We start from the raw sequence: 24,642 nt of genomic DNA on the forward strand, positions 1-24,642 counted from the left end.
ACCCATGCCTGCGTCCCATCGCGATGAGACAATCCGCCTTTCATCGCTTGGGTTGACCCCAACGCGGGGTGGGGATGTGGCGGTGACGGGTTTGTGTCTTGATAGCCGCAAGATCAAACAGGGCGAGGTCTTCGCGGCCCTTGCAGGCAGCCATGCCCATGGGGCCAGTTTTGCGCAAGCGGTGCTTGCCGCGGGGGCGGCGGCGATTTTAACCGACCCTGAGGGCGCAAAGATCATTGGTGATTTCGCCGCTGATCACAATGCCAGCCTGATTGTCGTGGCTGAGCCGCGCGCAGCATTGGCGCAGGCCGCTGCCCTGTGGTTTGGCGCGCAGCCCGATACCATGGTCGCAGTGACAGGCACCAATGGCAAAACTAGTGTCGCAAGCTTTACCCGTCAGATTTGGAACGCCTTGGGTTTTGATGCGGTGAATATCGGCACCACGGGCGTGGAGGGCAGTTTTGCCGCCGCAGGCACCCACACAACGCCCGATCCTTTGAGCTTACACGCCTTGTTGCGCGATATGGCCGAGGCGGGCGTCACCCATGCCGCGATGGAGGCCTCGTCACACGGGCTTGATCAATATCGCCTTGACGGTGTGCGCTTGGCTGCGGCGGGTTTTACCAATTTCACCCAAGATCACCTCGACTATCACTGCACGATGGAGGCCTATTTCGAGGCCAAAGCCCGCCTCTTTCGCCAAGTTTTGGATGAAAATGGCACTGTCGTGGTCAATCTCGATGATCCCAAAGGGGCGGCCATTGCCGCCATCGCCGAGGCGCGAGAGATTGAAGTGATCACCGTGGGTGAGAATGAGCCAAATGCACGCCTGCGTATTACGGCGCGGCGCTTGGATGAACGGGGTCAGGATTTACTCTTTACATGGCAAGATGACCCCTATCGCGCGCGGCTGTCCCTCATTGGTGGGTTTCAGGCCATGAATGTCTTGGTCGCGGCGGGTTTGGTGATTGCGGCAGGGGCCGCCCCTGACGCGGTTTTTGCTACGCTGCCGCGCCTACAAGGCGTGCGCGGGCGAATGCAGCTTGCAGCAACCCGTGCCAATGGCGCGCCTGTTTTTGTCGATTATGCGCATACGCCCGATGCGTTGCGCACGGCGCTTTTGGCGCTCAGGCCGCATGTTATGGGGCGGCTTCATCTCGTCTTTGGTGCAGGCGGGGATCGCGACCGCGCCAAGCGCCCTTTGATGGGGGGCGAGGCCGCCGCCAATGCAGATTGCATCACTGTCACCGATGATAACCCCCGCAGCGAAGACCCCGCCGCCATTCGGGCCGCCATTCTTGAGGCCTGCCCGCAAGCCCGCGAGGTCGGCGATCGCGCCGAAGCGATTTTGCGCGCCGTGGCCGATTTGGCGCCAGGCGATGCGCTTTTGATTGCGGGCAAAGGGCATGAAACAGGGCAGATTGTCGGTGACGTTACCTATCCGTTCGATGATCTCGAACAGGCAAGCCTTGCCGTGAGCGCATTGGAGGGTCAGCAATGAGCGCGCTTTGGACATCAGCCGAGATTGCCGCGGCCACCCTTGGCCGCACGCATGGGCCAGATTTTGAGGTCACAGGCATCTCGATTGACACCCGCAGCCTTATGGCAGGGGATTTCTTTGTGGCCTTGTCTGCCGCGCGCGATGGCCATGATTTTGTGGCGGATGCCTTGGCCAAAGGTGCCGCAGGCGCGTTGGTCAGCCGCATTCCTGACGGCGTTGCACAAGATGCGCCCATGATCCTTGTGGAGGATGTGCAAACCGCGCTTGAAGATTTGGGGCGCGCAGGGCGCGCACGTATGACGGGGCAGGTGGTCGCCATTACGGGGTCGGTTGGCAAAACCACCAGTAAAGAAATGATGCGCGCAGCCCTCGCACCCTTGGGGCGGGTGCATGCTTCGGTTGCCTCCTATAACAATCACTGGGGCGTGCCTTTGACCTTGGCGCGGATGCCGCGCGAGACAGATTTCGCGGTGATTGAAATCGGCATGAATGCGCCTGGCGAAATCGCTCCCTTGGCGCGCATGGTGCGGCCCCATTTGGCCATTGTGACCACCGTGGCCGCCGCCCATCTAGAGGCATTTGGCAGTCTTGAGGGGATCGCCCATGAAAAGGCGAGCATCTATGAGGGGCTTGAGACAGGTGGGATCGCCCTTGTTAATGCCGATGTTGAGACGAGCGCCATTTTGCAAGACAAAGCAACTGCCTGTGCCGCCCGCGTCCTTCGTTTTGGCGAGGCTGAAACCGCCGCGGCGTGCTTGGCTTCGGTTGAGATTATCGAGGATCGCACCATTGTCTCGATGGTCTTTGACGGTGACACGCATCTGTTCAAGCTGAACACCGCAGGGCGGCATTTGGCGCTGAATGCGGTGGCCGTTATGGCCAGTGTTGCTGCTTTGGGCGGGGATGTGGCGCTGGCGGCCCTTGGTCTGTCGGATTGGCAAGCCGTAACAGGGCGCGGCACCCGCGAGCGTTTGACCCTGTCAAATCGTCATGCCCATGCAGGCGAGATTGAAATGATAGATGATGCCTATAACGCCAATCCTGCCTCTATCGCAGCCGCGCTTGATGTTCTGGCTTCTGCAGAGGCACGCCGCCGTGTGGCGGTTTTGGGCGATATGTTGGAATTGGGCGCACAAGGCCCCTCGATGCACGCAGAATTGGCTGATCTTGCAAGCATCGCCAAGATCGAGCGCATTCATACAGTGGGCGGCTTGATGGAACATTTGCACGAAGCCCTGCCAAGCGATAAGCGCGGGCTGCATTGCGAAACCGCCGATGAGATGGCGCGCGCCCTGCCCAAAACCCTAGAGGAGGGCGATATAGTCCTTCTGAAAGGTTCAAACAGCGTAAAACTTGCGCGCGTGGTTGACGCATTGCGTAATCTCGGGCAATCCGTTCAGGAACGCTAAGGGGAGAACCGCCATATGTTGTATTGGCTCAGCGAATTGTCAGATGGCGGCGACCTCTTTAACCTGTTCCGCTATATCACCTTCCGTGCGGGTGCCGCGTTTTTTACGGCGCTGATCTTTGGTTTTATCTTTGGCCGCCCTCTGATCAACGCGCTGCGCCGCCGCTATGCCAAGGGACAACCCATTCGTGAAGATGGGCCTGCGCATCACATTGCAACCAAGGCAGGCACGCCCACAATGGGGGGCTTGCTGATCCTTGCGGCGCTGACGCTGTCCACGTTGCTTTGGGCGCGGCTTGATAATGGCTTTGTCTGGATTGTCTTGGGGGTGACTGTGGCCTTTGGCCTGATCGGTCTGGCGGATGATTGGGCCAAGGTCAGCCGCCAAACCACGGCGGGGCTTTCGGGCAAATTGCGCTTGGCGCTTGGCTTTGTGATCGCGGCTGTGGCCAGCATTTCAGCCTCAGCTTTGCACCCTGATGATCTGACGCTGCAACTGGCCGTGCCTGTGTTCAAAGATGTGCTGATCAATCTGGGCTATGTCTTTATCCCCTTTGCCATGATTGTGATTGTGGGCAGCGCCAATGCCGTCAACCTGACCGATGGTTTGGATGGCTTGGCCATCATGCCCGTGATGATCGCCGCAGCCGCGCTTGGCGTGATTGCCTATGCGGTGGGGCGGGTCGATTTCACGGAATATCTTGATGTGCATTACGTGCCGGGAACGGGCGAATTGCTGGTGTTTTGCGCGGGTCTGATCGGCGGCGGTCTTGGGTTCCTATGGTATAATGCCCCGCCCGCAGCCGTGTTTATGGGGGATACAGGCTCGCTCGCCTTGGGCGGGGCTTTGGGCGCCATCGCCGTTGCCACAAAGCACGAAATTGTTTTGGCCATCGTGGGCGGCTTGTTCGTGGCCGAAGCGATGAGCGTTATTATCCAAGTTCTCTATTTCAAACGCACAGGCAAACGCGTGTTCTTGATGGCCCCCATCCATCACCATTTTGAGAAAAAAGGCTGGGCTGAGCCGCAAGTGGTGATCCGCTTCTGGATCATTTCTCTTATCCTTGCGCTGATTGGCCTTGCGACATTGAAACTGCGCTAACAAAGCAAGGAGCGGTCAAATGATCCCCGTCACTGGGTTTTCAGGTCAAAAAATCGCTGTTTTGGGCTTGGGCCGTTCGGGTCTTGCCACAGCGCGGGCGCTGCAAGCAGGTGGGGCCATTGCGCTTGTTTGGGATGATGGGCAAGAGGCGCGCACGCGCGCCGAGGCGGATGGGTTTGTGGTCACTGATCTAACAAAGGCAGGCGCTTTTGAGGGCGTGTCGCGCCTGATCACCTCGCCCGGTATCCCCAATCTCTACCCCGCGCCGCATCCCGCAATTTTGGCCGCCTATCGCGCCAATGTGCCCGTTGATAATGATGTGGGCCTGTTTTTCGCGGCGCTTGGTCAGGCGGATTGGGCGCAATTTGACCGCCCCCCACGCGTGGTTGCGGTGACAGGGTCAAACGGAAAATCGACCACCTCGGCGCTAATCGCCCATATTTTGAATGTTGCGGGCGTATCTGTGCAGCTTGCGGGCAATATTGGGCGCGGTGTTTTGGATATTGATCCGCCCGAAGATGGAGGGGTGGTCGTGTTGGAATTATCCTCCTACCAAACCGAGCTTGCCCGCGCCCTGACGCCCGATATTGCGGTCTTTACCAACCTGTCAGCGGATCATTTGGATCGTCATGGTGGGATGGGGGGCTATTATGCGGCCAAGCGCAAGCTCTTTGCCGAAGGTGGCCCAGATCGCGCCGTGATCGGGATTGATGAGGTTGAAGGACTGTCCTTGTCCAATCAACTGACCCAAGGGGCAGGGGATGATCGGGTGATCCGCATCTCCTCTGCGCAGAAATTAGACGGCACGAATTGGGATGTCTTTGCACGTAAAGGCTGGCTGTCGGAATGGCGCAAGGGGCGGCAGGTGGCCTCTATTGATTTGCGCGATATCGCGGGGCTTGCAGGCGCGCATAACCATCAAAACGCCTGTGCGGCCTATGCGGTGGCGCGCGCGCTTGGCCTTGCGCCGCGCGTGATCGAGGACGCGTTGCATTCCTTCAAGGGCCTGCCGCATCGCAGTCAGGTTTTGGGCGAACTGGGCGGTGTGCGTTTCGTCAATGACAGCAAGGCCACCAATGCTGATGCCGCTGCCAAGGCGCTTGCCGCTTATCCTGCCATCCGTTGGATTTGTGGCGGGCTTGAGAAAGAGGGCGGGCTTGATGTGGCACGGCCACATTTCGGCTCGGTCAAAAAGGCCTATATCATCGGGCGCGAAGCTGCAAAATTTGCCTTGAATTTGGGGGATCTTCCCAAAGAGATTTGCACCGATATGGCCACCGCAGTGGCCCGCGCTGTCGCCGAGGCCGAGCCGGGCGATGTAGTTCTATTGGCCCCTGCCGCCGCTAGTTTTGATCAATACGACAATTTTGAGAAGCGGGGCGATGATTTTGCCGCCCAAGTTGCGCAAGTTCTTGCGCAATCGTAGGGCTGATGCGGCTTTCTCTGGCTTTCGGGAATAAATTTCGCTAATTTGCCAATGAGACCCGAAAAATCGGGCGGTTGAGGCAGTATCGGGCGGTATATCCCATGACAGAAATGGCGCATGGCACAGTTCTTGTGCAATCAGGCGAAGCGGTTTTGCCCCGTTGGTGGCGCACCGTTGATCGCGGCACAATAGGCTGCATTTTGGCACTTTTTGCGATTGGCCTGTTATTGGGCTTTGCCGCATCGCCACCTTTGGCCGAACGCAATGGTCACCCGCCCTTTCACTATGTAACACGCCAAGCCATCTTTGGCGGTGCGGCGATGATCGGGATGCTGTTAGTGTCGATGCTGCCGCCGCTCATGCTACGCCGCTTTGCGGTGGTGGGGTTTGGTGGCGCGTTTCTATCCCTTGCGGCGCTGCCGATTTTTGGCACTGATTTTGGGCAAGGCGCTGTGCGGTGGTATTCGCTTGGGTTTGCTTCGGTGCAGCCATCTGAATTTCTAAAACCCCTCTACATTGTCACAGTCGCTTGGATGGTCGCCGCAAGCCAAGAATTGGCAGGCCCGCCAGGCAAGCGCCTGTCCTTTGGATTGACCATTCTCATTGTTGGCATTTTGGTGATGCAGCCTGATTTCGGTCAGGCGGCCCTGATCTTGATGGGGTGGTGCGTGATCTATTTCGTTGCAGGCGCGCCCATTATTCTCATGGTCAGCGTTGTGGCGCTTGCAGGGGTCGGGGGCATCTTTGCCTATCATGCCTCCGAGCATTTTGCGCGCCGTATTGATGGGTTCCTCAGCGCCGAAGTAGCGCCAAACACCCAGCTTGCTTATGCGGCCAATGCAATCCGTGAAGGTGGGTTTTTTGGCGCAGGCTTGGGCGAGGGTGCCGTGAAATGGACATTGCCTGACGCGCATACCGATTTCATTATTGCGGTCGCTGCCGAAGAATATGGTGTGATCCTTGTGTTGATCATCATCGCCCTCTTCGCGGCAATCGCCTTTCGCAGTTTCCTGCGTTTGCTCAAAGAACGCGACCCGTTCATCCGCCTTGCAGGCACGGGTCTTGTGACCATGTTTGCGCTACAGGCCTTTATCAATATGGGCGTTGCGGTGCGGCTTTTGCCTGCAAAGGGCATGACCTTGCCCTTTGTGTCCTATGGCGGCTCTTCTATCCTTGCAACAGGTCTTGCGATGGGGATGATTTTGGCCTTTACCCGCGCGCGGCCACAGGGTGATTTGGCCGATATCTTTAGCAAGAGGGGGCGTTGATCCGATGGGGACTGGAGGCGCGCGTCACGCTATCATCGCGGCAGGGGGAACGGGGGGGCATATGTTCCCCGCCCAAGCTTTGGCCGAGGCCTTGGTGCGGCAGGGGTGGCAGGTGACGCTTTCGACAGATGCGCGCGGCGCGCGCTATGCGGGGGGATTTCCCCATGTGGTGTCTATGCAAACAGTGGCGGCGGCCACATTCGCCCAAGGGGGGCTGGCCGATAAACTTAAGGCGCCCTTTAAAATCTTGGGGGGTATTCTATCGGCCTTGCTGCTGCAGCGCCGCCTTCAGCCCGATATTGTCATAGGCTTTGGCGGGTATCCGACCATTCCCGCATTGGCCGCGGCGTGGATTGCGCGGCGTCCGCGGGCCTTGCATGAGCAAAATGGCGTCCTTGGTCGCGTCAATCATCTGTTTGCGCGGCGCGTGGATCGGGTGGCCTGTGGCACATGGCCCACGCGCCTGCCTGAGGGCGCACAGGCGGATCATATCGGCAACCCTGTGCGGGCTGCGGTGATGGCGCGCGCAGGCGCCGTTTATACACCGCCCGGCGATTGGCCCCTGTCACTTGTGATCATCGGTGGCAGCCAAGGCGCGCGTATCCTGTCTGAAATTGTGCCAAATGCGGTGGCGAAACTGCCCAAAGGAATTTTGGCGCGCTTGCGCGTGGCCCAACAGGCCCGCCCCGAGGATATTGATCGCGTCATCCGTGCCTATGATTATTTGGGTGTCACCGCCGAGGTGCAGCCGTTTTTCGATGATATCCCTCGCCGGATCGCTGAGGCGCAATTGGTAATCAGCCGCGCAGGCGCGTCCTCGGTTGCGGATATTTCGGTCATTGGGCGGCCTGCGATTTTCATCCCCTTTGCCGCCGCCACCGCAGATCATCAAACCGCCAATGCCGGCCCTATGGTCGCCGCAGGGGCAAGCCTTGCGATTGCGGAACATGAGCTGAACGCCGACAGCCTATCAGGAGCCATGCTTGAGGTTTTGGCCGACCCCGCACAGGCCCAAGCCATGGCAAATGCCGCGCTTGCGCAATCCGTGCCAGATGCCACCGATCGTCTTGTTTCGATGGTCGAGGAAATTGCAGCGAAAGGAAGATCATGAACGCCGCCGCCACAAAACTGCCCACACAGCTTGGGCCGATCCATTTCACAGGCATTGGCGGCATTGGCATGTCGGGTATTGCTGAGGTGCTGTTGAACCACGGCTATGCGGTGCAAGGATCTGACCTGAAGGAAAGCAAGATCACCGAACGTCTTGCGGCATTGGGCGCGCGGATCTTTATCGGGCAGGCGGCAGAAAATTTGGACGGGGCCGAGGTGGTTGTGATCTCCTCCGCCATCAAACCGGGCAATCCTGAATTTGACGCAGCGCGCGCGCGGGGCTTGCCGATGGTGCGCCGTGCCGAGATGTTGGCCGAATTGATGCGCCTGCGCTCGAATGTGGCGATTGCAGGCACGCATGGCAAAACCACCACCACCACCCTTGTGGCGACCCTGCTCGATGCGGGCGGCATTGACCCCACTGTGATCAATGGCGGCATCATCCACGCTTATGGCTCAAACGCCCGCGTGGGCCAAGGCGAATGGATGGTGGTCGAGGCCGATGAATCGGATGGCACCTTCAACCGCCTGCCCGCCACCATCGCTATCGTCACCAATATCGACCCCGAACATATGGAACATTGGGGCACGATCGAAAATCTCCGCAAAGGCTTTTACGATTTCGTCTCGAATATCCCCTTTTACGGGCTCGCGGTCTGCTGCACCGACCATGCCGAGGTGCAGGCACTGGTTGGGCGCGTCACGGATCGCCGCGTGGTGACATATGGGTTCAACGCGCAGGCCGATGTGCGCGCGGTGGGCTTGCATTACGTCAAGGGTGTCGCGCATTTCGACATCGCACTGCGCGGCGAGGATCGGGTGATTGCAGGCTGCACCCTGCCTATGCCCGGCGATCACAATGTCTCAAACGCGCTGGCCGCCGTTGCCGTGGCGCGCCATTTGGGCATGAAATCGGATGAAATCCGCGCGGCCCTTGCGGGCTTCAAGGGGGTCAACCGCCGCTTCACCAAATTGGGCGAGGTGGATGGCATCGCTATCATTGATGATTACGGCCACCACCCCGTGGAAATCGCGGCCGTTTTGCGCGCCGCAAGGCAGGCCAGCGAGGGGCGCGTGATCGCGGTGCATCAACCCCATCGCTATACGCGCCTCTCCTCCCTGTTCGAGGATTTTTGCAGCTGCTTTAACGATGCTGATGTGGTTGGCATTGCCGAGGTTTACGCCGCAGGCGAGGCGCCCATTGCGGGCGCATCCCGCGATGATCTGGTCGCGGGCCTCACCCGCCACGGCCACCGCAACGCGCATGTAGTCGACAGCGAAGACGCGCTCGAGGCGCTTGTGCGCGCCCAGGCCAAATCAGGCGATATCGTGGTCTGCCTCGGCGCAGGCACGATCAGCGCATGGGCGCATGGCCTTGTGGGGCGGTTGCAGAAATAGGTTTGCTATTTAGGTCTGAATTGGGCCACTCTTGACTCGGGTAACGGTGTCAGGGGTTTGGCTGCATGAAAGCGAAAGATATTCAATCGGCAGATGATCTGAGGGCTTGGTTGAAGGGCCTGCCTGAGGAGCAGGCATTGCGGGTAGCGCAGCTGATTGCTTGCCGCGCGGCCATGCGAGTTTTGCCTTTTTGGGCGCGGTCAAAACAAGATGATCTGGCTACTTAACTGTTTTTTGGTGCAGTCTATCAAACGTTGCTTCACATGAGAATCGCGCCACGATTAGAAAGTTTGGGCGTAGAGCCTCCAAACCCACCGCCGCCGACTCCTCCTCCGTTGCCTTGGTCGCCTGCGCCGCTGCCTCCAACGCCTACGCCTCCTCCGTCGCCTTGGCCGCCTACGCCGCTGCCTCCGCCGCCGACGCGGCTGTCGCCTTGGCCGCCAACGCGGCCGCCGCTTCCGTCGGCGCCACTTTCGTCACCGCCTCATCCTCATCCTCATCCTCGGCCTCCGCTTCCGCGTCCCTCGCCGCCATCGCCGCCGCCACCGCTGTCGAGCAGGGAGAGGACCTAACGAAGTTACCTCTCTTGCCTGATGGCGCAGACCCGCATTCCGAAGTTTGGGAAAACGCCACACCGCTTTTCCAACGTCACCCCGCATGGTCCGTGTTCAAAGACCTCTACGAAAACGCCCTTCACGCCCGCCCGCAGAACTGGCCGCTTCTGAACGAATTGGCGCAGAAGGACGAGGCGTTTTGGACGGGGACGGATACGGAGGTTCTGGATCGCATCGCGGGGGTGATGGAGGGGTTTGCTATCTCGCGTGCTATTCCATTTGATTATACCTTCGATCAGATAGCACGAATGATGCGCATCGTCGGCATTGACGATGACACCGCACACCTCCGCGACCCCCAAGCCAACAGGCGTTTTCTTGATGATGCAAGGGAAGCGCGGGATCTGCTTCAAGATTTTGTTGATTATACCGAGAGCATGGGTGGCGGCAGAAATACCGCAGGCGCAACCCGCGTTGCCGCCGAAAAATTGCTGAATGAGCTAAATCGCGTTGAGAACATAGATCACTTGCGGGTGCGGATACTGATGAACCGAGCCAAGTATCTTGAAATGTTCATGGGGGACCCGCAACACGCGGATGATCTGACTGAGTCATTAATTAAAATCTTGGCGGACGCTGTCACGAATTTGCGCGCCGTGTTTCGAACCCACTTCGGACCCGCCTTTGCTGCGCTTGCGCCGCTCTCACAGTTGTCATGGGACCAGTTAGACCGAGACGCCGTCTTAAGCTTATTCGACCAAAAGATCGATGAAATAAGGGGAATTTCTTCTGAGAAGGTTCCACTTGATCCAGAGGGGCAGGCGATCTTGGCTGATATGTTGCGCGAGTTATTCGAATGGCGCGCGCGCGTCTCTCAGGCGTCAGACGATCAAATGCGTGAAATTTTCGATCAGCGATTCGCAGAAGCAACGGGTGCCACGGGTTTGGCATTGTTGAGGTTTTGGCAGAAGCGGGCGCCTCAAATTGGGAAACTTGCTGATGGGACGGTGAAGATTGGAAACGCGGCTAATGCCCTTAGCGATATCGTTGAAAGTGTGACGAACTTGTCCAACTAAATGATCGTGGCAGCCTAACCACAAAACCCGCTCAAAGCGGGTTTTGTCGCGCACGACCCGCCCCCACGGGGCGGGCGCGGCAGTGCCGCTCCCACCCCTCGGGCCGTGCGCCACAAAACCCTTGACGGGGAAACGAGATGGCCCACCCCTCGGGCTGTGCGCGACAAAACCCTAAAGGGGGCGCAAACTCCTACCTCTCTGCCAAAACCCTTGCGCGGGGGAATCGCAACCGCTACTTCCCCTATATGACCCAAAGCCTTCCAATCCCGCGCGGCACTTTGACCCCAGATCGCCCTTTGGCAGATCTGACTTGGCTGCGTGTGGGTGGGCCTGCGGAGTATCTGTTTCAGCCTGCGGATCTTGACGATCTGCAATGCTTCCTTGCCGCGCTTGATCCCGCCATTCCTGTTTTTCCCATCGGTGTCGGCTCCAACCTCATCATCCGCGATGGCGGGATGCGCGGTGTGGTGATCCGTTTGGGGCGCGGGTTTAACGATATTCGCATCGAAGGGGATCAGGTCATTGCAGGGGCGGCGGCGCTTGATGCCCATGTCGCGCGGCGCGCGGGCGAGGCGGGGTTAGACCTGACCTTTCTGCGCACCATTCCTGGCACCATCGGCGGGGCCTGCCGCATGAATGCGGGCTGCTATGGGGCCTATGTGGCGGATCATTTGACCACGGCCCGCGCGGTGACGCGGGCGGGCAGGGTGGTCACGCTTGCCCCTGATGATTTCCAATTTGCCTATCGCCAGACGGGGCTTGACCCCGATCTGATCTTGATCGAGGCGCGGTTCACCGCTCCGCGCGCCAGACCCGATGAACTGGCCGCCAAGATGGACGACCAACTGGCGCGCCGCGATGCCAGCCAACCGACCAAAGACCGCACGGCAGGCTCGACCTTTCGCAACCCTGCGGGGTTTTCCTCGACTGGGCGCGCCGATGACAGCCACGAGATGAAAGCGTGGAAGCTGATCGAGGATGCAGGTCTGCGCGGGCATCGTCTGGGCGGCGCGGTGATGAATGAGAAACATCCTAACTTCCTGACCAATGCAGGCGGGGCCACCGCCAAGGACTTGGAAGATTTGGGCGAATATGTGCGAAAAAAGGTTTTCCAAAACAGCGGATTGCAGCTAGAATGGGAAATTATGCGCGTGGGTGGTCCGTAACGGATTGTAAGCGCGCCAATAACAGCCCGCCGCATAGATGCGGGCAACGCGGTGGCCAAGGGGCGCAAAGACCCTGAAGGCCGATTGAGGCAAGAGGCAAGATTTGGGCGGTTCTGCTGCAAAAGCATCCCCCCGTATTGTGTTATTGATGGGTGGCCCCTCGGCAGAGCGCGAGGTGTCTCTTTCATCGGGGCGCGAATGTGCCAAGGCACTGGCGGGCGAAGGCTATGAGGTGATCGAGGTCGATGCAGGCCCCGATTTGGCTATGCGTCTGTCTGAAATTTCCCCTGATGTTGTGTTCAACGCGCTTCATGGCCGCTTTGGCGAAGATGGCGTGGTGCAAGGCATGTTGGAGTGGATGCGTCTGCCCTACACCCATTCGGGCGTTTTGGCCTCTGCGCTTGCCATGGATAAACAGCGCACCAAAGATGTGTTGCGCGCCGCAAACCTGCCCGTCATGGACAGCCAGATCGTGGCGCGGGACGATGTCGCGCGCGCCCATGTGATGCCGCCGCCCTATGTGGTAAAGCCCAATAACGAGGGCAGTTCGGTCGGGGTGTATCTGGTGATGGACGGGGCCAATAGCCCCCCCGTGCTTGGCCCTGAGATGCCAGATCAGGTGATGGTGGAAACCTATGCGCCCGGTCGTGAATTGACCACCACAGTGATGGGGGATCGCGCCCTTGGCGTGACCGAGATTATCACGACAGGGTGGTATGATTACGATGCGAAATACAAGCCCGGCGGGTCGCGCCATGTGATCCCTGCCGATATTCCCGCTGAGATTACGCAAGCCTGCCTTGATATGGCGATTGCCGCGCATCGCGCGCTGGGTCTGCGGGGGGTCTCGCGCAGCGATTTCCGTTGGGACGATACGCGCGGCTTGGCTGGTTTGGTGATGCTTGAGGTCAATACGCAACCCGGCATGACCCCAACCTCACTGGCACCCGAACAGGCGCAGGCCGCAGGGATCAGTTTCGGCGCTCTGTGTCGTTGGATGGTGGAGGATGCCTCATGCGACCGCTAGGCCCTGCGCAGCGCCCAAGCGCGCCGCAACATGGCGCAAGCGCCTCAAGCCCGCGCCAAAAGCGCGACCCCGCCCCATCGGTGATGGCCTATCGTTTTCAGCGCCTTTGGCTGACGCCCGTCTTTCGCGTTTTTATGCGCTATGGTCTGCCTTTGATCATCATCGTTGGGGGCAGCGCCGCCTACCTGTCGAACCCGCGCAATATGGATCAGCTGACCGCGCAGGTGGAAGATCTGCGCCGCACCATTGAGGCGCGCCCAGAATTTCGAGTGACGCTGTTGTCAGTGAATGGTGCAAGTCCCGCTTTGGCGGATGAAATCCGCGGGCGTTTGTCGCTTGATTTCCCGCTCTCCTCCTTCGATCTCGATTTGCCCCAGATAAAGGCACAGATCGAAGAAATGCCCGCAGTGCGCAACGCCCAACTGCGCATCGCGGCAGATGGGGTCCTGCAATTGGATATTGAGGAGCGGCTGCCTGAATTGATCTGGCAAACGCGCGAGGCGTTCTTGTTGATTGATGGAGATGGCGTTGTCATTGATGATTTGATCAGCCGACCCATTTCGCAGGCCTTACCGTTGATCGGCGGGGAAGGGGCGGATCTTGCCGCGCGCGAGGCCTTGAACCTTGTGCGTATCGCGGCCCCTTTGGCCGATCAGTTGCGCGGTTTCGTGCGTGTGGGCGAGCGGCGCTGGGATGTCATCCTTTCTGATGGGCGCAAGATTATGCTGCCCGAGGAAAATGCCAGTTTTGTCTTAGATCGGGTGATCGCCTTGGATCAGGCGCAGGATATTCTGAGCCGCGATATCCTCAGTATAGATATGCGCAGGCCAGACCGGCCCACATTACGCCTCAGCGCAGGGGCCAAAGATAATTTCGACATGTTGCGTAGTCAGTTGGTGGTGAGTGGAGAACGGCAAGGATGATGAACAATCTGTATCATATGCAGCGCGCAATGCGCGCCAAACGCCAAGAGGCTCTCAAGCGCGGTGTCATGGCGGTTTTGGATGTGGGCAGTTATAAAATCTCCTGCCTCGTGCTGCGGTTTGATGAGACGGGCATGGCCTATTCCACAGATCGCCAAGCGGCCCTTGCGGGGCAGTCTGCCTTTCGGGTGATTGGCATGGGCACAACGCGCTCGCGCGGTGTGCGTTTTGGCGAGATCGACACGGTTCAAGAAACCGAACGCGCCATTCGCACCGCTGTCCAGACCGCGCAAAAAATGGCCCATACCCGCGTGGATCACGTCATGGTGGCTTTTGCAGGGGCGCGTCCGCGCTCCTATGGCATGGCGGGCGAGACGATTGTTCAAGACAAGACTGTGCAAGATGATGATGTGGCCCGCGCCTTGGCCAGTTGTGATTTGCCTGATTTGGGCGAAGGACGCGAGGTTTTGCACGCGCAGCCTGTCAATTTCTCATTGGATCATCGCACAGGCCTATCCGACCCCCGTGGTCAGGTTGGCGAACGTCTGGCGGTGGATATGCATTTTCTGTCGGTCGAGGCCAATGCCATTGAGGCGCTGCTCTACTGCGTGAAACGCTGTGATTTGGAGCTCGCAGGTCTGGCCTCTTCGCCCTATGTGGCGGGGGTGTCGAGCCTTGTCGAGGATGAACAGGAATTGGGCGCGGCTTGTGTGGATATGGGCGGCGGTGCCACGGGCCTGTCTATTTTCATGAAAAAGCATATGATCTATGCCGATACCGTGCGCATGGGCGGGGATCATGTCACCTCGGATATTTCGCAGGCGTTGCAAATTCCCATGACCCATGCCGAGCGGATCAAGACCCGCTTTGGGGGGCTTGTTGCCACGGGCATGGATGATCGCGAAATGATCGAATTGCAGGGCAATACAGGCGATTGGAATTACGACCGCCGTCATGTCAGCCGTGCGGAATTGATCGGTGTGATGCGCCCGCGCGTTGAGGAAATCCTTGAAGAGGTGCGCGCCCGCCTTGATGCCGCAGGGTTTGATCATCTGCCCAGTCAGCGCATTGTTTTGACAGGTGGGGGCAGTCAGGTGCCGGGTCTTGATGGTTTGGCTTCACGCATTTTGGGCAATCAGGTGCGGCTTGGCCGCCCGATGCGGGTGCAAGGTTTGCCGCAATCGGCCTGTGGCCCCGCGTTTTCAACATCGGTTGGTCTGTCGCTGTTTGCGGCCTATCCACAAGATGAATGGTGGGATTTCGACATTCCCGCCGAAAGCTATCCTGCCCGCTCGCTGAAGCGCGCGGTGCGTTGGTTCCGCGACAATTGGTGAGAAACCGCCCCGATTGACGCGTCAAACCCTAGCGAAATTGCCCCCTCGCACCACAGAATGCGGGGGGTGTCGGCAAGATCACGCCGAAGGTCACAGATAAGCCACTCTATTTTGTGGTAAATTCGCAATTTTCTGATGACGCGGCGCAGATTTATCGTTACCGTGATCCAAAAGAAACACGAGGCAGTCAAATCCCAAGATATCTGGCGCAAGATCAGGTCAGGGACGACAAAACAGGTGGACCGAGCAGATGACCTTGAACCTTTCCATGCCCGACACAGGGACAGAGCTAAAACCACGGATCACCGTTTTCGGTGTGGGTGGCGCAGGCGGCAATGCCGTGAACAACATGATTGAGCAGGCCCTTGATGGCTGCGAATTCGTTGTCGCGAATACCGATGCCCAAGCCTTGCAGCAATCCAAAGCACCGCAGCGCATCCAGATCGGTGCGCGCGTGACCGAGGGTCTTGGGGCAGGGGCGCGCCCTTCTGTTGGGGCAAGTGCGGCAGAAGAATCCATCGAAGAGATCGTGGATCAATTGGCAGGCTCACATATGTGCTTCATCACCGCGGGCATGGGCGGTGGCACAGGCACGGGTGCGGCGCCAATCATCGCGCAAGCGGCGCGTGAACTGGGCGTTTTGACAGTGGGTGTGGTGACAAAGCCCTTCCAATTCGAAGGCGCTAAGCGGATGCGCCAAGCCGAAGAGGGCATTGAGCAGCTGCAAAAGGTTGTTGATACGCTGATCATCATTCCGAACCAAAACCTGTTCCGTTTGGCCAATGAGAAAACCACCTTCACCGAGGCCTTCGCGATGGCGGATGATGTTCTCTATCAGGGCGTCAAAGGTGTGACGGATCTGATGGTGCGTCCGGGCCTGATCAACCTTGACTTCGCGGATGTGCGCGCCGTCATGAACGAGATGGGCAAGGCCATGATGGGCACGGGCGAAGCCGAAGGCGAAACACGCGCCATTCAGGCCGCTGAAAAGGCCATCGCCAACCCGCTCTTAGATGAAATCAGCCTCAAAGGTGCAAAAGGCGTCTTGATCAATATCACAGGCGGCTATGATCTGACCCTGTTTGAATTGGACGAGGCCGCAAACCGCATTCGTGAAGAGGTTGACCCTGACGCGAATATCATCGTCGGCTCGACCCTTGATACCTCGATGGAAGGTCGGATGCGTGTGTCTGTTGTGGCAACAGGTATCGATGTTTCTGAAATGCAGATGTACCAGCCAGAGCGCAGCTACACAGCCGCGCCTCAGCCTGTTGCAGAAGTTGTTGAAGAACAGCCTGCACCTGCCGAAGAATTCGCAGCAGATCAATCGCCTGAGCCGTTCTTGTTCGATGATCTTGAGCTTGAAGTTAACTCTGAGCCCGCCTCGATGATGGAGGTGGATCACAACGAGGTTCCCGCGCCTGTGTATGACAGCGCGATGAGCAGCCCCGCCCCTGTCGCGGCTGACCCTGAGCCTGTTTATGAACAAGAAGCGGCCAGCTTTACCGCCCCGATGCGTCCTGCAGCAGGCACGCCAAGCCCGCAGGCCTTGGATCGTCTGAAAAATGCAATCGCAATGCATAATGCAACGACAGCACGCCCAACTTCGCCGCGCCCCGCATTGACGGAGAAACCCGCCGCGCCCCGCCGTGCCTTTGGGATTAATTCGCTGCTTGAGCGGATGACGGGTCAAAGCAACACAGACGCCCCCGTGAATCGCAGTCGCCCTGACCTCAGCGCGCAGCATCAGCCGATGATGGAGGATGACGCAGTCGACCCAGAGCAGGAGCGCATCGAAGTTCCTGCATTCCTGCGCCGCCAAGCGAATTAAATTTTCGAAAATATGACAGCGAAAAGGCCGATCTTGTGTCGGCCTTTTTCGTTTTTAATCAAATGATTAGATGAGTATCCTGTGGTCTTTGGCAAGATTCTGCCGATGCGTTTTTGCATTGTTGCAGAGAGTCACAAAGCTTGAATTGTCTCGCCCCCGCTCAGTTTGTATCACAGACTTGCAGTCAGATGGGGTAGCTGTATTGGGGGCGCCCACGATTGTGGGCACATGACGACAGAAAGGTTTGCTGTGCAAGCAACGCTGAAAAAATCTGCAAGTTTCAAAGGTGTAGGCCTTCATGGGGGAAAGCCTGTTACCCTGACCATCCATCCAAGCGTGGCCGATAGTGGCATTTGGTTCAATCGGGTGGATGTGCGCGATGCTGATCCGCTGATCCCCGCGCGCTATGATGCGGTTCCAGAAAGCCGCCTTTGCACAAAGATTTGCAACGCTGATGGGGTTTCCGTTTCGACCATTGAACATTTGATGGCGGCACTGGCGGGCTGTGGTATCCACAATGCGCGTGTCGATATTGATGCCGAGGAAGTGCCCATTTTGGATGGCTCGGCGGTTGAATTTGTGCGCGGCCTTGTTGCTGCGGGTATCGCGCCGCAAGATCGCCCCATCTATGCGATTGAAATCCTGAAGAAAGTGACTGTGCGTGATGGCGATAGCGAAGCATCGCTTTCGCCTGCCTCGCATCTGACAATGGCGTTTTCGATTGATTTCCCTGACCCCGCGATTGGGGTGCAGCATCGCCACGCGGATTTGGCCAATGGGCGTTTCGTGCGCGAACTCTGTGACAGCCGCACATTCTGTCGCCAATCCGATGTTGAGGCGATGTGGAATGCGGGTCTGGCCCTTGGTGGATCCTATGACAACGCTGTGGTTGTGGATGGTGATGATGTGCTGTCCCCCGGTGGTTTCCGTCATGCGGATGAGGCTGTGCGCCACAAAATGCTTGATGCTCTTGGTGACTTGGCCTTGGCAGGCAATCCGATCCTTGGCCATTACGAAGGCGTGCGTGCAGGCCATATGTTGACCAATCGCCTGCTGCGCGCGCTATTTGCGATGCCTGATGCGATGCGTTTGGTGCAATGTGACGACAAGACGGCCGCCCATTTGCCCGGCATGGGGGTTGGCCAACATGATTTGGCGCATGTTGCCTGAGGCAATCTGACGTTTTGCCCTTCCGATTAATGTGCTAACACCCTAGGAATAAGATACCCAAGATTTGGGGTTGGGCGGATTTCTACAGGGTATATAGATGAACGACACGTCACGCGCGCATGGATTTTCACGAAAGCTTGGGCTTGGTCTGCTGATCCTTTCGCTTGGGGTGACGGCCTGTGGCCCGCGCGCCGATGGTGAGCCGCGCCGTGGTCTCTTTGGGCCGCGTGTGGTGGAACAGCCCCTTGAGGCCCTGACCGCTGAAGAAATTTACAACCGGGCCGAGTTTGAGCTTGAAAATAACGATGATCCAGAGGCAGCCGCGCCTTTGTTCCTAGAGGTTGAGCGCCTGCATCCCTATTCGGAATGGGCCAAGCGCGGGTTGATCATGGCCGCCTTCAGCCATCACGAGGCGCGCCAATACGAAGAGGCGCGGGTTGCCGCACAGCGCTTTATCGAATTTTACCCTGCCGATGATGATGCCGCCTATGCGCAATATCTTTTGGCGTTGAGCTATTATGATCAGATTGAACAGGTAGGCCGTGACCAAGGTGTGACCTTTCAAACCCTGCAAGCCTTGCGCGCGGTGATCGAACTTTACCCTGATAGCGAATTCGCCAATTCCGCCGCTTTGAAATTCGATTTGGCTTTTGATCATTTGGCAGCAAAAGAAATGGAAATTGGCCGCTACTATCTTGAGCGCCAACATTACATGGCGGCAATCAACCGCTTTCGTGTCGTTGTCGAAGAGTTCCAAACAACATCGCACACGCCTGAGGCGCTGATGCGCTTGGTTGAGGCCTATCTTTCTTCGGGTCTGACGGATGAGGCGCAAACCGCGGGCGCGATATTGGGCTATAACTTCCAATCTTCGCCCTTCTACGAAGATGCTTATCGTCAATTGCAGGGGCAGGGCCTCGAGCCTGAACCGCAAGGCGAGGGTTGGTTGCGCGGCATTTGGAACAACACGATCCGTGGGGCGTGGCTCTAGGTTACTGAACGGGGGCATGGCCGATGCTGCGGCATCTCGAAATTCGCGATCTTCTGTTGATTGATCATCTCAGCCTTGAGTTTCAGGCGGGGTTGAATGTTTTGACGGGGGAAACAGGCGCGGGGAAATCCATTCTTCTTGACGCGCTTGGCTTTGTCTTGGGCTGGCGCGGCCGTGCCGATTTGGTGCGCCAAGGTGCAGAACAGGGCGAGGTATCCGCCGTATTTGATCTGCCCATGGATCACCCTGTTCAGGCGATTTTGGTGGAGGCGGGTCTGCCCTCTGGCCCTGAATTGATCCTGCGCCGTATCAACACCCAAGACGGGCGCAAGACCGCATGGGTGAATGATCGCCGCGCAAGCGGTGATGTTCTGCGCGCCCTGTCGGATGTTTTGGTCGAATTGCACGGCCAGCATGATGATCGCGGTCTGCTTGACCCGCGCGGACATCGTGCGCTGCTCGATGAGTTCGGCGGCCATGGCGATGATTTGGCAGCGTTGAGCGCGCTGTGGCGGGCGCGTAGCAAGGCCGCATCTGCCCATAAAGCGGCGCTAGACGATCTCGAAAAAATTTGCGCTGAGGAAGATTTCCTGCGCCACGCTGTGGCCGAGTTCGAATCCCTTGCCCCCGTACCGGGTGAGGAAGATGCGCTTGATGCCAAGCGCCGCCTTATGCAAGGGGCCGAGCGGTTGCGTGAAGATGTGGCGCGGCTTGTCGCCACTTTGTCGGATCAGGGGGCAGAGGGGCAGATCGGCGATGCGCTGCGCCTTGTGGCTGGGTTGTCGGATCGTAGCGATGGCGCCTTGGACGAGGCACTGGCCGCCCTAGAGCGCGCCAATCTCGAATTGGGCGAAGCGCAACGCGTTGTGGGCGATTTTGCAGATCGTTTGATTTTCAATCCGCAGGATTTGGAAGAAACAGAAGATCGCCTTTTTGCCATGCGGGCTTTGGCCCGCAAATACGGCGTTCTATGTGATGCCTTGCCAGAGATGTGGCAGGATTTGCAAACCCGCCTGAGCGCGATTGAAGGGGGGGATGCGCATTTGGCAGCCCTTGCCGCCGCCGAGGCTGCCGCAGATCAGGCCTATCAAACGGCAGCCGCCGCCTTGCGCAGCAAGCGTGAGGCAGCGGCGCGCGCCCTTGATGCGGCGATTGCGGGGGAACTGGCCCCGTTGAAAATGGAACGCGCGGTCTTCACCACCGCGCTTACTGATGCCCCAGCAGGGCCAGAGGGGATTGATGCCGTGACCTTCACTGTGGCCACCAATCCTGGCGCGCCTGCAGGGCCCTTGAACAAGATCGCCTCGGGCGGGGAATTGTCACGGTTCCTCTTAGCGTTAAAGGTGTGCCTCACGCGTCAAGCATCTGATATAACGATGATTTTTGATGAAATAGACCGCGGTGTTGGAGGGGCGACCGCCGATGCCGTAGGGCGCCGTTTGGCCGCGTTGGCGCAAGGGGGGCAGGTCTTGGTTGTGACCCACAGCCCGCAGGTTGCGGCCCTTGGCGCGCATCATTGGCGCGTCTCAAAGGTGGTTGAAAATGAGACCACACTCAGCGCCGTGACGCCGCTTGATGCCGATGCCCGTGTCGATGAGATTGCGCGCATGATTTCTGGGGATGTCATTACAGACGCCGCGCGCGAGGCGGCGCGTGCCTTGGTGTTCCAGGCTCAGCGTTAGCGCGCTGCCCGCGCGCCAAGCCCCGCGCGCATCAAGATTTGGCGCACAGGTTTCACCGAGTAGAAACTGTTCAGCGCCTTCATCCGCAAATCGCGCAAGCCTTGATCATCGGCCATCGAGGCGCGATTGAGCGCATCCACCCCTGCCACGCGGGCGGCAATCTCGGCATGGCGTGCGCGTTCATATTTTTGCAACATGGCAGCCTCACCCACTCGGTCAGGCGCGGCCTTGGCCAGATCAAGCAGGGTCGCCATATCGGCAAGGCTCATATTGAGGCCCTGCGCGCCAATCGGGGGAACCACATGCGCGGCCTCGGCCACCAAGGCCAGACGCTCGCCTGTCAGGCGATGCGCCACTTGTGTAATGATCGGCCAGATCGTGCGCTGTGAAATCAGACGCAACGGCCCATAAAGCTCGGCAGAGCGCGTGCGCATTTCATCCTCAAACGCGGGTTGGGGGAGGGCATAGAGGCGTTCTGCCTCTGGCCCGCGCTCCATCCAAACCACGGCGGAGGAGGGTTTGCCTTCGTAATCTGGCAACGGCACAAGGGTAAATGGCCCGCCCGAGCGATGCACCTCGGTCGAGATATTATCATGCGGGTGGTCATGGCTGACAGCAAAGGCTAAGGCCTTTTGACCATAGCGCCAGGTCGTCACAGGAATGCCCGCCGCCTTACGCACGGGGGAATTGCGCCCGTCTGCCGCAATCACCAAACGGGCCCGCACACGGGTACCATCGGTGAGGGTGACGCGCGCCTCTGCGCTGCGGGTGAGTAAGGATTTTGTGCCAACGCCCGCCCGAAAGGTGACATGATCCAATTCAGAGATCCGTGCCAAACCTTCACGGCGCAACAGCCAATTGGGCAGGTTCCACCCAAATGGCAAATCCGAGATATCGCTTGCGTTGAAATCATGCGCGCTGCGCGCCACGGCCTCGACCCCGCCCGCGTCCACGATGCGCATGATCTGCAAGGGCATTGCATGCGGTGCAAAATGCCGCCACATTCCCGCCTGATCGAGAAAGTCGCGCGAGGGCTGTAAAAACGCGGTGCTGCGCAGATCGGAACCTTCTGCATCGCGGGTGGTAATCGGCGCGCTTGGGTCTACGCAAAGAACGGAAAAACCTGCCGCACCAAAGGCAGAGGCGGCAATCAGCCCTGCAATGCCGCCACCCGAAATCAGAATATCTGTGTCGATCATATCGCTCATGATCTCTTAAATAGGCCGCACCCTGCCGCGCGTCCAAGCGTCATTTTCGCGCGGCCCATCGTGCTGCCCGCGGATCCATCACCCGCCGCCAAAGCGGCGGCACCGTTGCCAAGGCGGCCATGACAGGAAGGCTGTAGGGCAAGCGCGGGTGATCTGGAGCATAGCTCAGTTCCACATAGCTGCGGGTGGGATTGAGGTGGTGGTATGAATGCAGCGGCGCGGCCAAGAGCATTTTGGTGCTAAAGGGGCGCGGTGCGTTCCAGTTGTCTTGCGCAGATTGCGGCGCGGTGCGGCCATCTGCGCCAATGGCGCGGCGCAGCCCGTAATGTTGGATGTAATCGGATAACATCACTTGGATATGGAAGAGGGCAGCCACCAACAGATATGCGGTCAAAGCCAAACCACCCCCTGCGGCGAAGGCATAGATCAGGAACAGCGCCGCAAGCGCGATATGCCACGGATAGGGATGCGCCCATGTGACACCGCCACGGCGCACAGTCTCGCGGGCAAGTGCACCGTGAAAGCAGCTCCACCATGCCCGCGGAAGATAAGCCCAAAACCCAAGCCCAAGCACGGGGCTATTTGGATCGTGCGCGGTTGCGACATGGGGGTGATGGATCAACAAATGGGCCGAGGCGTGATGCCCCATCCCAAGGCTTGCATAAAGACCATGCCCCAAGCGCCGCGCGGCACGGCTGGGGTGGTGGATCAATTCATGCGCATTGGGGTGTGTGATCTGTCCTACAAATGATGAAAGTGCAAGGGTGAAGATCAGGGACGCAAGCCCCCTCCTTGCACCACAAAAGGCAGGGCAAGGATAAGACCAATATGACCGATCCCCAAAATCCATTGCAGGGCCAGTGCCCCATGTCGGTTGGGGCGCGCAGATACGCCGCTTGGGCGAGAGAGCTGCGGACTGAGATGGTCAACCAGGCCCGCCACCACAGTCAGCACAATCAGTGCAAACAGCCCAAATGGGCCTCGTGCGAAAACCTTAAGCCACAATAGCCCAAAAGGCAGCAGCGTTGCGCCTGCGAATAGAACAATGGGCGGAAGTTTCATTCCCGCAAAACCCCGTCTGTGATCTGGCCAAATCAAGTGCTGAAAACTTACCCGCACGGGCCAATCAGTGCAAAGCCTTTGCAATGCCCCGCGCGGCGTATTAGGGGAAGAGCAGGAAGGTAAAAGGCGGTTTTTGAGCGAATGTCATTTTTCAAGAAAATGAAAGAGCGGCTCTTTAAGTCTTCGTCCAAGATTGACGAAGGGTTAGAGGCTTTGGTGGCCGAAGGCGCCACTGATGATACGGCCCCTGAGATAGTCGAAGAAACTGCCGAAGCAGCCGAGCGCGTAAGTGAGGGGCAGAAGGCACCAGAGCCAGAACCTGCGCTAGAACCTGAACCACAAGCCGAGCCAGAGCCAGAGCAAAGCCAAGACCCTGAGGGTGCCCCTGAGGATGCTGCAGAACCTGCCGCGGTGGAAGAACCGCACCCTCAACCAGTCGCCCGCCCCGCCATTGAGGGCGCGAAGGCCGAGGCGGCGAAAGCACCTAAGTCTGCTCCCGAACCTGTAGCGAAGCCAAGCCTGTTGCGCCGCTTGGTGGGGGGGGGCGCTGCGCCCGTTGCTAAGCGCGTGATTGATGATGAGATGATCGAGGAATTGGAAGAAATCCTCATCAGCGCAGATTTGGGGGTGGAAACCGCCCTTGCGCTTTCGTCAAATCTGGCCTCCGAACATTTTGGCCGCCGCATGAGCGCGGCCGAGATCAAAGCGGCGCTTGCCCGCGATGTGGCCCGCGTTATGGAAGCTGTGGCCAAGCCGATGCCGATTTACCCCAAGCGGCCGCAGGTGGTGTTGGTGGTTGGTGTGAACGGGTCTGGCAAGACCACAACCATCGGTAAATTGGCCAGTCAATTCAAAGCTGCGGGGAAATCCGTTGTCATTGCTGCCTGCGATACATTTCGTGCGGCAGCGGTAGAGCAGTTGGAGATTTGGGGCAATCGCGCGGGCGTGCCTGTGCTGCGTGCCGAAACGGGGGGCGATCCCGCGGCCTTGGCCTTTGATGCAATGGCACGGGCCGAAGCCGATGGGGCCGATTTGCTGCTTATTGATACGGCGGGGCGGTTACAGAACCGCGCGGATTTGATGGAAGAATTGGCCAAAATCGTGCGGGTGATCCGCAAAAAAGAGCCGGATGCGCCGCATAACACGCTGTTGGTTCTTGATGCGACCACGGGCCAAAACGCGCTCAGACAGGTCGAAGAATTCCGTAAGATATCGGATGTCAGCGGGCTTATCATGACCAAGCTTGACGGCACGGCCAAGGGCGGTATCCTTGTGGCATTGGCCGATAAATTTGGCCTGCCCATTCACGCCATTGGTTTGGGCGAGCAGATTGACGACCTCGCCCCTTTTGATCCCGAAGAATTTGCAAACGCGCTTATGGGGTTGGAGAGAAATGCGTAACAGG

Annotated in this window: 21 protein-coding genes; 18 read left to right on the forward strand and 3 right to left on the reverse strand. The window is 58.7% G+C overall.

Features of this window, described 5'->3' with window-relative positions:
* Positions 1 to 4: 4 nt before the first annotated feature.
* The 17 genes from AAC622_RS02715 (at position 5) to recN (ending at position 20,967) form a co-directional block, all read left to right on the forward strand.
* The gene (locus AAC622_RS02715) at positions 5 to 1,501 is read left to right on the forward strand and encodes a UDP-N-acetylmuramoyl-L-alanyl-D-glutamate--2,6-diaminopimelate ligase (protein ID WP_340260172.1); all 1,497 of its coding nucleotides are present in this window, start codon (positions 5 to 7) and stop codon (positions 1,499 to 1,501) included.
* A complete protein-coding gene (locus AAC622_RS02720; RefSeq protein ID WP_340260174.1) occupies positions 1,498 to 2,910 on the forward strand; it encodes a UDP-N-acetylmuramoyl-tripeptide--D-alanyl-D-alanine ligase in 1,413 nt (470 codons plus the stop codon). The genes AAC622_RS02715 and AAC622_RS02720 overlap by 4 nt, the downstream gene beginning before the upstream one ends.
* Before the next feature lie 15 nt (positions 2,911 to 2,925).
* The gene (gene mraY / locus AAC622_RS02725; RefSeq protein WP_340260176.1) at positions 2,926 to 4,011 is read left to right on the forward strand and encodes a phospho-N-acetylmuramoyl-pentapeptide-transferase; all 1,086 of its coding nucleotides are present in this window, start codon (positions 2,926 to 2,928) and stop codon (positions 4,009 to 4,011) included.
* A gap of 19 nt (positions 4,012 to 4,030) precedes the next feature.
* Positions 4,031 to 5,437: a UDP-N-acetylmuramoyl-L-alanine--D-glutamate ligase gene (murD, locus tag AAC622_RS02730; RefSeq protein ID WP_340260178.1), complete on the forward strand. Its 1,407-nt coding sequence runs from the start codon at positions 4,031 to 4,033 to the stop codon at positions 5,435 to 5,437.
* A gap of 101 nt (positions 5,438 to 5,538) precedes the next feature.
* Positions 5,539 to 6,705, forward strand: a complete 1,167-nt coding sequence (locus AAC622_RS02735) for a peptidoglycan glycosyltransferase FtsW (RefSeq protein WP_340260179.1) — start codon at positions 5,539 to 5,541, stop codon at positions 6,703 to 6,705.
* Between the two features lie 4 nt (positions 6,706 to 6,709).
* On the forward strand, positions 6,710 to 7,816 hold the full coding sequence (locus AAC622_RS02740; protein WP_340260180.1) for a UDP-N-acetylglucosamine--N-acetylmuramyl-(pentapeptide) pyrophosphoryl-undecaprenol N-acetylglucosamine transferase: 1,107 nt from the start codon (positions 6,710 to 6,712) through the stop codon (positions 7,814 to 7,816).
* Positions 7,813 to 9,213, forward strand: coding sequence for a UDP-N-acetylmuramate--L-alanine ligase (gene murC / locus AAC622_RS02745; protein WP_340260182.1), 1,401 nt, complete (start codon positions 7,813 to 7,815; stop codon positions 9,211 to 9,213). The genes AAC622_RS02740 and murC overlap by 4 nt, the downstream gene beginning before the upstream one ends.
* Positions 9,214 to 9,278: 65 nt before the next feature.
* A complete protein-coding gene (locus AAC622_RS02750; RefSeq protein ID WP_340260183.1) occupies positions 9,279 to 9,440 on the forward strand; it encodes a hypothetical protein in 162 nt (53 codons plus the stop codon).
* Positions 9,441 to 9,601: 161 nt separating this feature from the next.
* A complete protein-coding gene (locus AAC622_RS02755) occupies positions 9,602 to 10,843 on the forward strand; it encodes a hypothetical protein (RefSeq protein WP_340260185.1) in 1,242 nt (413 codons plus the stop codon).
* A 245-nt stretch (positions 10,844 to 11,088) separates the two neighbouring features.
* Positions 11,089 to 12,009: a UDP-N-acetylmuramate dehydrogenase gene (gene murB, locus AAC622_RS02760; RefSeq protein ID WP_340261392.1), complete on the forward strand. Its 921-nt coding sequence runs from the start codon at positions 11,089 to 11,091 to the stop codon at positions 12,007 to 12,009.
* A 148-nt stretch (positions 12,010 to 12,157) separates the two neighbouring features.
* Complete coding sequence (locus tag AAC622_RS02765) at positions 12,158 to 13,036, forward strand: D-alanine--D-alanine ligase (RefSeq protein ID WP_445322613.1); 879 nt, start codon at positions 12,158 to 12,160, stop codon at positions 13,034 to 13,036.
* Positions 13,024 to 13,959 (forward strand): cell division protein FtsQ/DivIB, encoded by a 936-nt coding sequence (locus AAC622_RS02770; RefSeq protein WP_340260189.1) that lies wholly within the window; start codon positions 13,024 to 13,026, stop codon positions 13,957 to 13,959. The genes AAC622_RS02765 and AAC622_RS02770 overlap by 13 nt, the downstream gene beginning before the upstream one ends.
* Positions 13,959 to 15,293: a cell division protein FtsA gene (ftsA, locus tag AAC622_RS02775; protein WP_340261394.1), complete on the forward strand. Its 1,335-nt coding sequence runs from the start codon at positions 13,959 to 13,961 to the stop codon at positions 15,291 to 15,293. The genes AAC622_RS02770 and ftsA overlap by 1 nt, the downstream gene beginning before the upstream one ends.
* A 250-nt stretch (positions 15,294 to 15,543) precedes the next feature.
* Positions 15,544 to 17,124, forward strand: a complete 1,581-nt coding sequence (gene ftsZ, locus AAC622_RS02780) for a cell division protein FtsZ (protein ID WP_340260191.1) — start codon at positions 15,544 to 15,546, stop codon at positions 17,122 to 17,124.
* Positions 17,125 to 17,373: 249 nt separating this feature from the next.
* Positions 17,374 to 18,294 carry a UDP-3-O-acyl-N-acetylglucosamine deacetylase gene (lpxC, locus tag AAC622_RS02785; protein ID WP_340261396.1) on the forward strand — a complete coding sequence of 307 codons (921 nt, stop codon included), beginning with the start codon at positions 17,374 to 17,376 and terminating at the stop codon, positions 18,292 to 18,294.
* 97 nt (positions 18,295 to 18,391) lie between these two features.
* Positions 18,392 to 19,285 (forward strand): outer membrane protein assembly factor BamD, encoded by an 894-nt coding sequence (locus AAC622_RS02790; protein WP_340260193.1) that lies wholly within the window; start codon positions 18,392 to 18,394, stop codon positions 19,283 to 19,285.
* Between the two features lie 23 nt (positions 19,286 to 19,308).
* Positions 19,309 to 20,967: a DNA repair protein RecN gene (gene recN / locus AAC622_RS02795; RefSeq protein ID WP_340260194.1), complete on the forward strand. Its 1,659-nt coding sequence runs from the start codon at positions 19,309 to 19,311 to the stop codon at positions 20,965 to 20,967.
* On the opposite strand, the gene AAC622_RS02800 is transcribed toward recN, so the two are convergent.
* Genes AAC622_RS02800 through AAC622_RS02810 form a run of 3 tightly spaced genes read right to left on the reverse strand, consistent with a single transcriptional unit; the run spans position 20,964 to position 23,237 of the window.
* On the reverse strand, positions 20,964 to 22,175 hold the full coding sequence (locus tag AAC622_RS02800; protein WP_445322591.1) for a UbiH/UbiF family hydroxylase: 1,212 nt from the start codon (positions 22,173 to 22,175) through the stop codon (positions 20,964 to 20,966). The genes recN and AAC622_RS02800 overlap by 4 nt on opposite strands.
* A gap of 40 nt (positions 22,176 to 22,215) precedes the next feature.
* Complete coding sequence (locus tag AAC622_RS02805; protein WP_340260196.1) at positions 22,216 to 23,025, reverse strand: fatty acid desaturase; 810 nt, start codon at positions 23,023 to 23,025, stop codon at positions 22,216 to 22,218.
* Entirely contained in the window at positions 22,947 to 23,237 is a 291-nt protein-coding gene (locus AAC622_RS02810) for a hypothetical protein (RefSeq protein ID WP_340260198.1), read from the reverse strand. The genes AAC622_RS02805 and AAC622_RS02810 overlap by 79 nt, the downstream gene beginning before the upstream one ends.
* A gap of 141 nt (positions 23,238 to 23,378) precedes the next feature.
* Here AAC622_RS02810 and ftsY point away from each other — a divergent pair, with 141 nt between their 5' ends.
* Complete coding sequence (ftsY, locus tag AAC622_RS02815) at positions 23,379 to 24,638, forward strand: signal recognition particle-docking protein FtsY (RefSeq protein WP_340260199.1); 1,260 nt, start codon at positions 23,379 to 23,381, stop codon at positions 24,636 to 24,638.
* Positions 24,639 to 24,642: the final 4 nt, after the last annotated feature.

Origin of the sequence: Roseobacter sp. HKCCA0882 (assembly GCF_037805225.1) — a bacterium.
Lineage (GTDB): Bacteria > Pseudomonadota > Alphaproteobacteria > Rhodobacterales > Rhodobacteraceae > M30B80.

Excerpts from the sequence above, each read along its gene's own strand:
- murD (WP_340260178.1), top strand. The coding sequence starts at position 4,031 with ATGATCCCCGTCACTGGGTTTTCAGGTCAAAAAATCGCTGTTTTGGGC.
- AAC622_RS02790 (WP_340260193.1), top strand. The coding sequence starts at position 18,392 with ATGAACGACACGTCACGCGCGCATGGATTTTCACGAAAGCTTGGGCTT.
- mraY (WP_340260176.1), top strand. The coding sequence starts at position 2,926 with ATGTTGTATTGGCTCAGCGAATTGTCAGATGGCGGCGACCTCTTTAAC.
- AAC622_RS02750 (WP_340260183.1), top strand. The coding sequence starts at position 9,279 with ATGAAAGCGAAAGATATTCAATCGGCAGATGATCTGAGGGCTTGGTTG.
- recN (WP_340260194.1), top strand. The coding sequence starts at position 19,309 with ATGCTGCGGCATCTCGAAATTCGCGATCTTCTGTTGATTGATCATCTC.
- AAC622_RS02740 (WP_340260180.1), top strand. The coding sequence starts at position 6,710 with ATGGGGACTGGAGGCGCGCGTCACGCTATCATCGCGGCAGGGGGAACG.
- AAC622_RS02770 (WP_340260189.1), top strand. The coding sequence starts at position 13,024 with ATGCGACCGCTAGGCCCTGCGCAGCGCCCAAGCGCGCCGCAACATGGC.
- ftsA (WP_340261394.1), top strand. The coding sequence starts at position 13,959 with ATGAACAATCTGTATCATATGCAGCGCGCAATGCGCGCCAAACGCCAA.
- AAC622_RS02800 (WP_445322591.1), bottom strand. The coding sequence starts at position 22,175 with ATGAGCGATATGATCGACACAGATATTCTGATTTCGGGTGGCGGCATT.
- AAC622_RS02715 (WP_340260172.1), top strand. The coding sequence starts at position 5 with ATGCCTGCGTCCCATCGCGATGAGACAATCCGCCTTTCATCGCTTGGG.
- AAC622_RS02735 (WP_340260179.1), top strand. The coding sequence starts at position 5,539 with ATGACAGAAATGGCGCATGGCACAGTTCTTGTGCAATCAGGCGAAGCG.
- ftsZ (WP_340260191.1), top strand. The coding sequence starts at position 15,544 with ATGACCTTGAACCTTTCCATGCCCGACACAGGGACAGAGCTAAAACCA.
- ftsY (WP_340260199.1), top strand. The coding sequence starts at position 23,379 with ATGTCATTTTTCAAGAAAATGAAAGAGCGGCTCTTTAAGTCTTCGTCC.
- AAC622_RS02810 (WP_340260198.1), bottom strand. The coding sequence starts at position 23,237 with ATGAAACTTCCGCCCATTGTTCTATTCGCAGGCGCAACGCTGCTGCCT.
- murB (WP_340261392.1), top strand. The coding sequence starts at position 11,089 with ATGACCCAAAGCCTTCCAATCCCGCGCGGCACTTTGACCCCAGATCGC.
- AAC622_RS02765 (WP_445322613.1), top strand. The coding sequence starts at position 12,158 with ATGGGTGGCCCCTCGGCAGAGCGCGAGGTGTCTCTTTCATCGGGGCGC.
- AAC622_RS02805 (WP_340260196.1), bottom strand. The coding sequence starts at position 23,025 with ATGGATTTTGGGGATCGGTCATATTGGTCTTATCCTTGCCCTGCCTTT.
- AAC622_RS02720 (WP_340260174.1), top strand. The coding sequence starts at position 1,498 with ATGAGCGCGCTTTGGACATCAGCCGAGATTGCCGCGGCCACCCTTGGC.
- murC (WP_340260182.1), top strand. The coding sequence starts at position 7,813 with ATGAACGCCGCCGCCACAAAACTGCCCACACAGCTTGGGCCGATCCAT.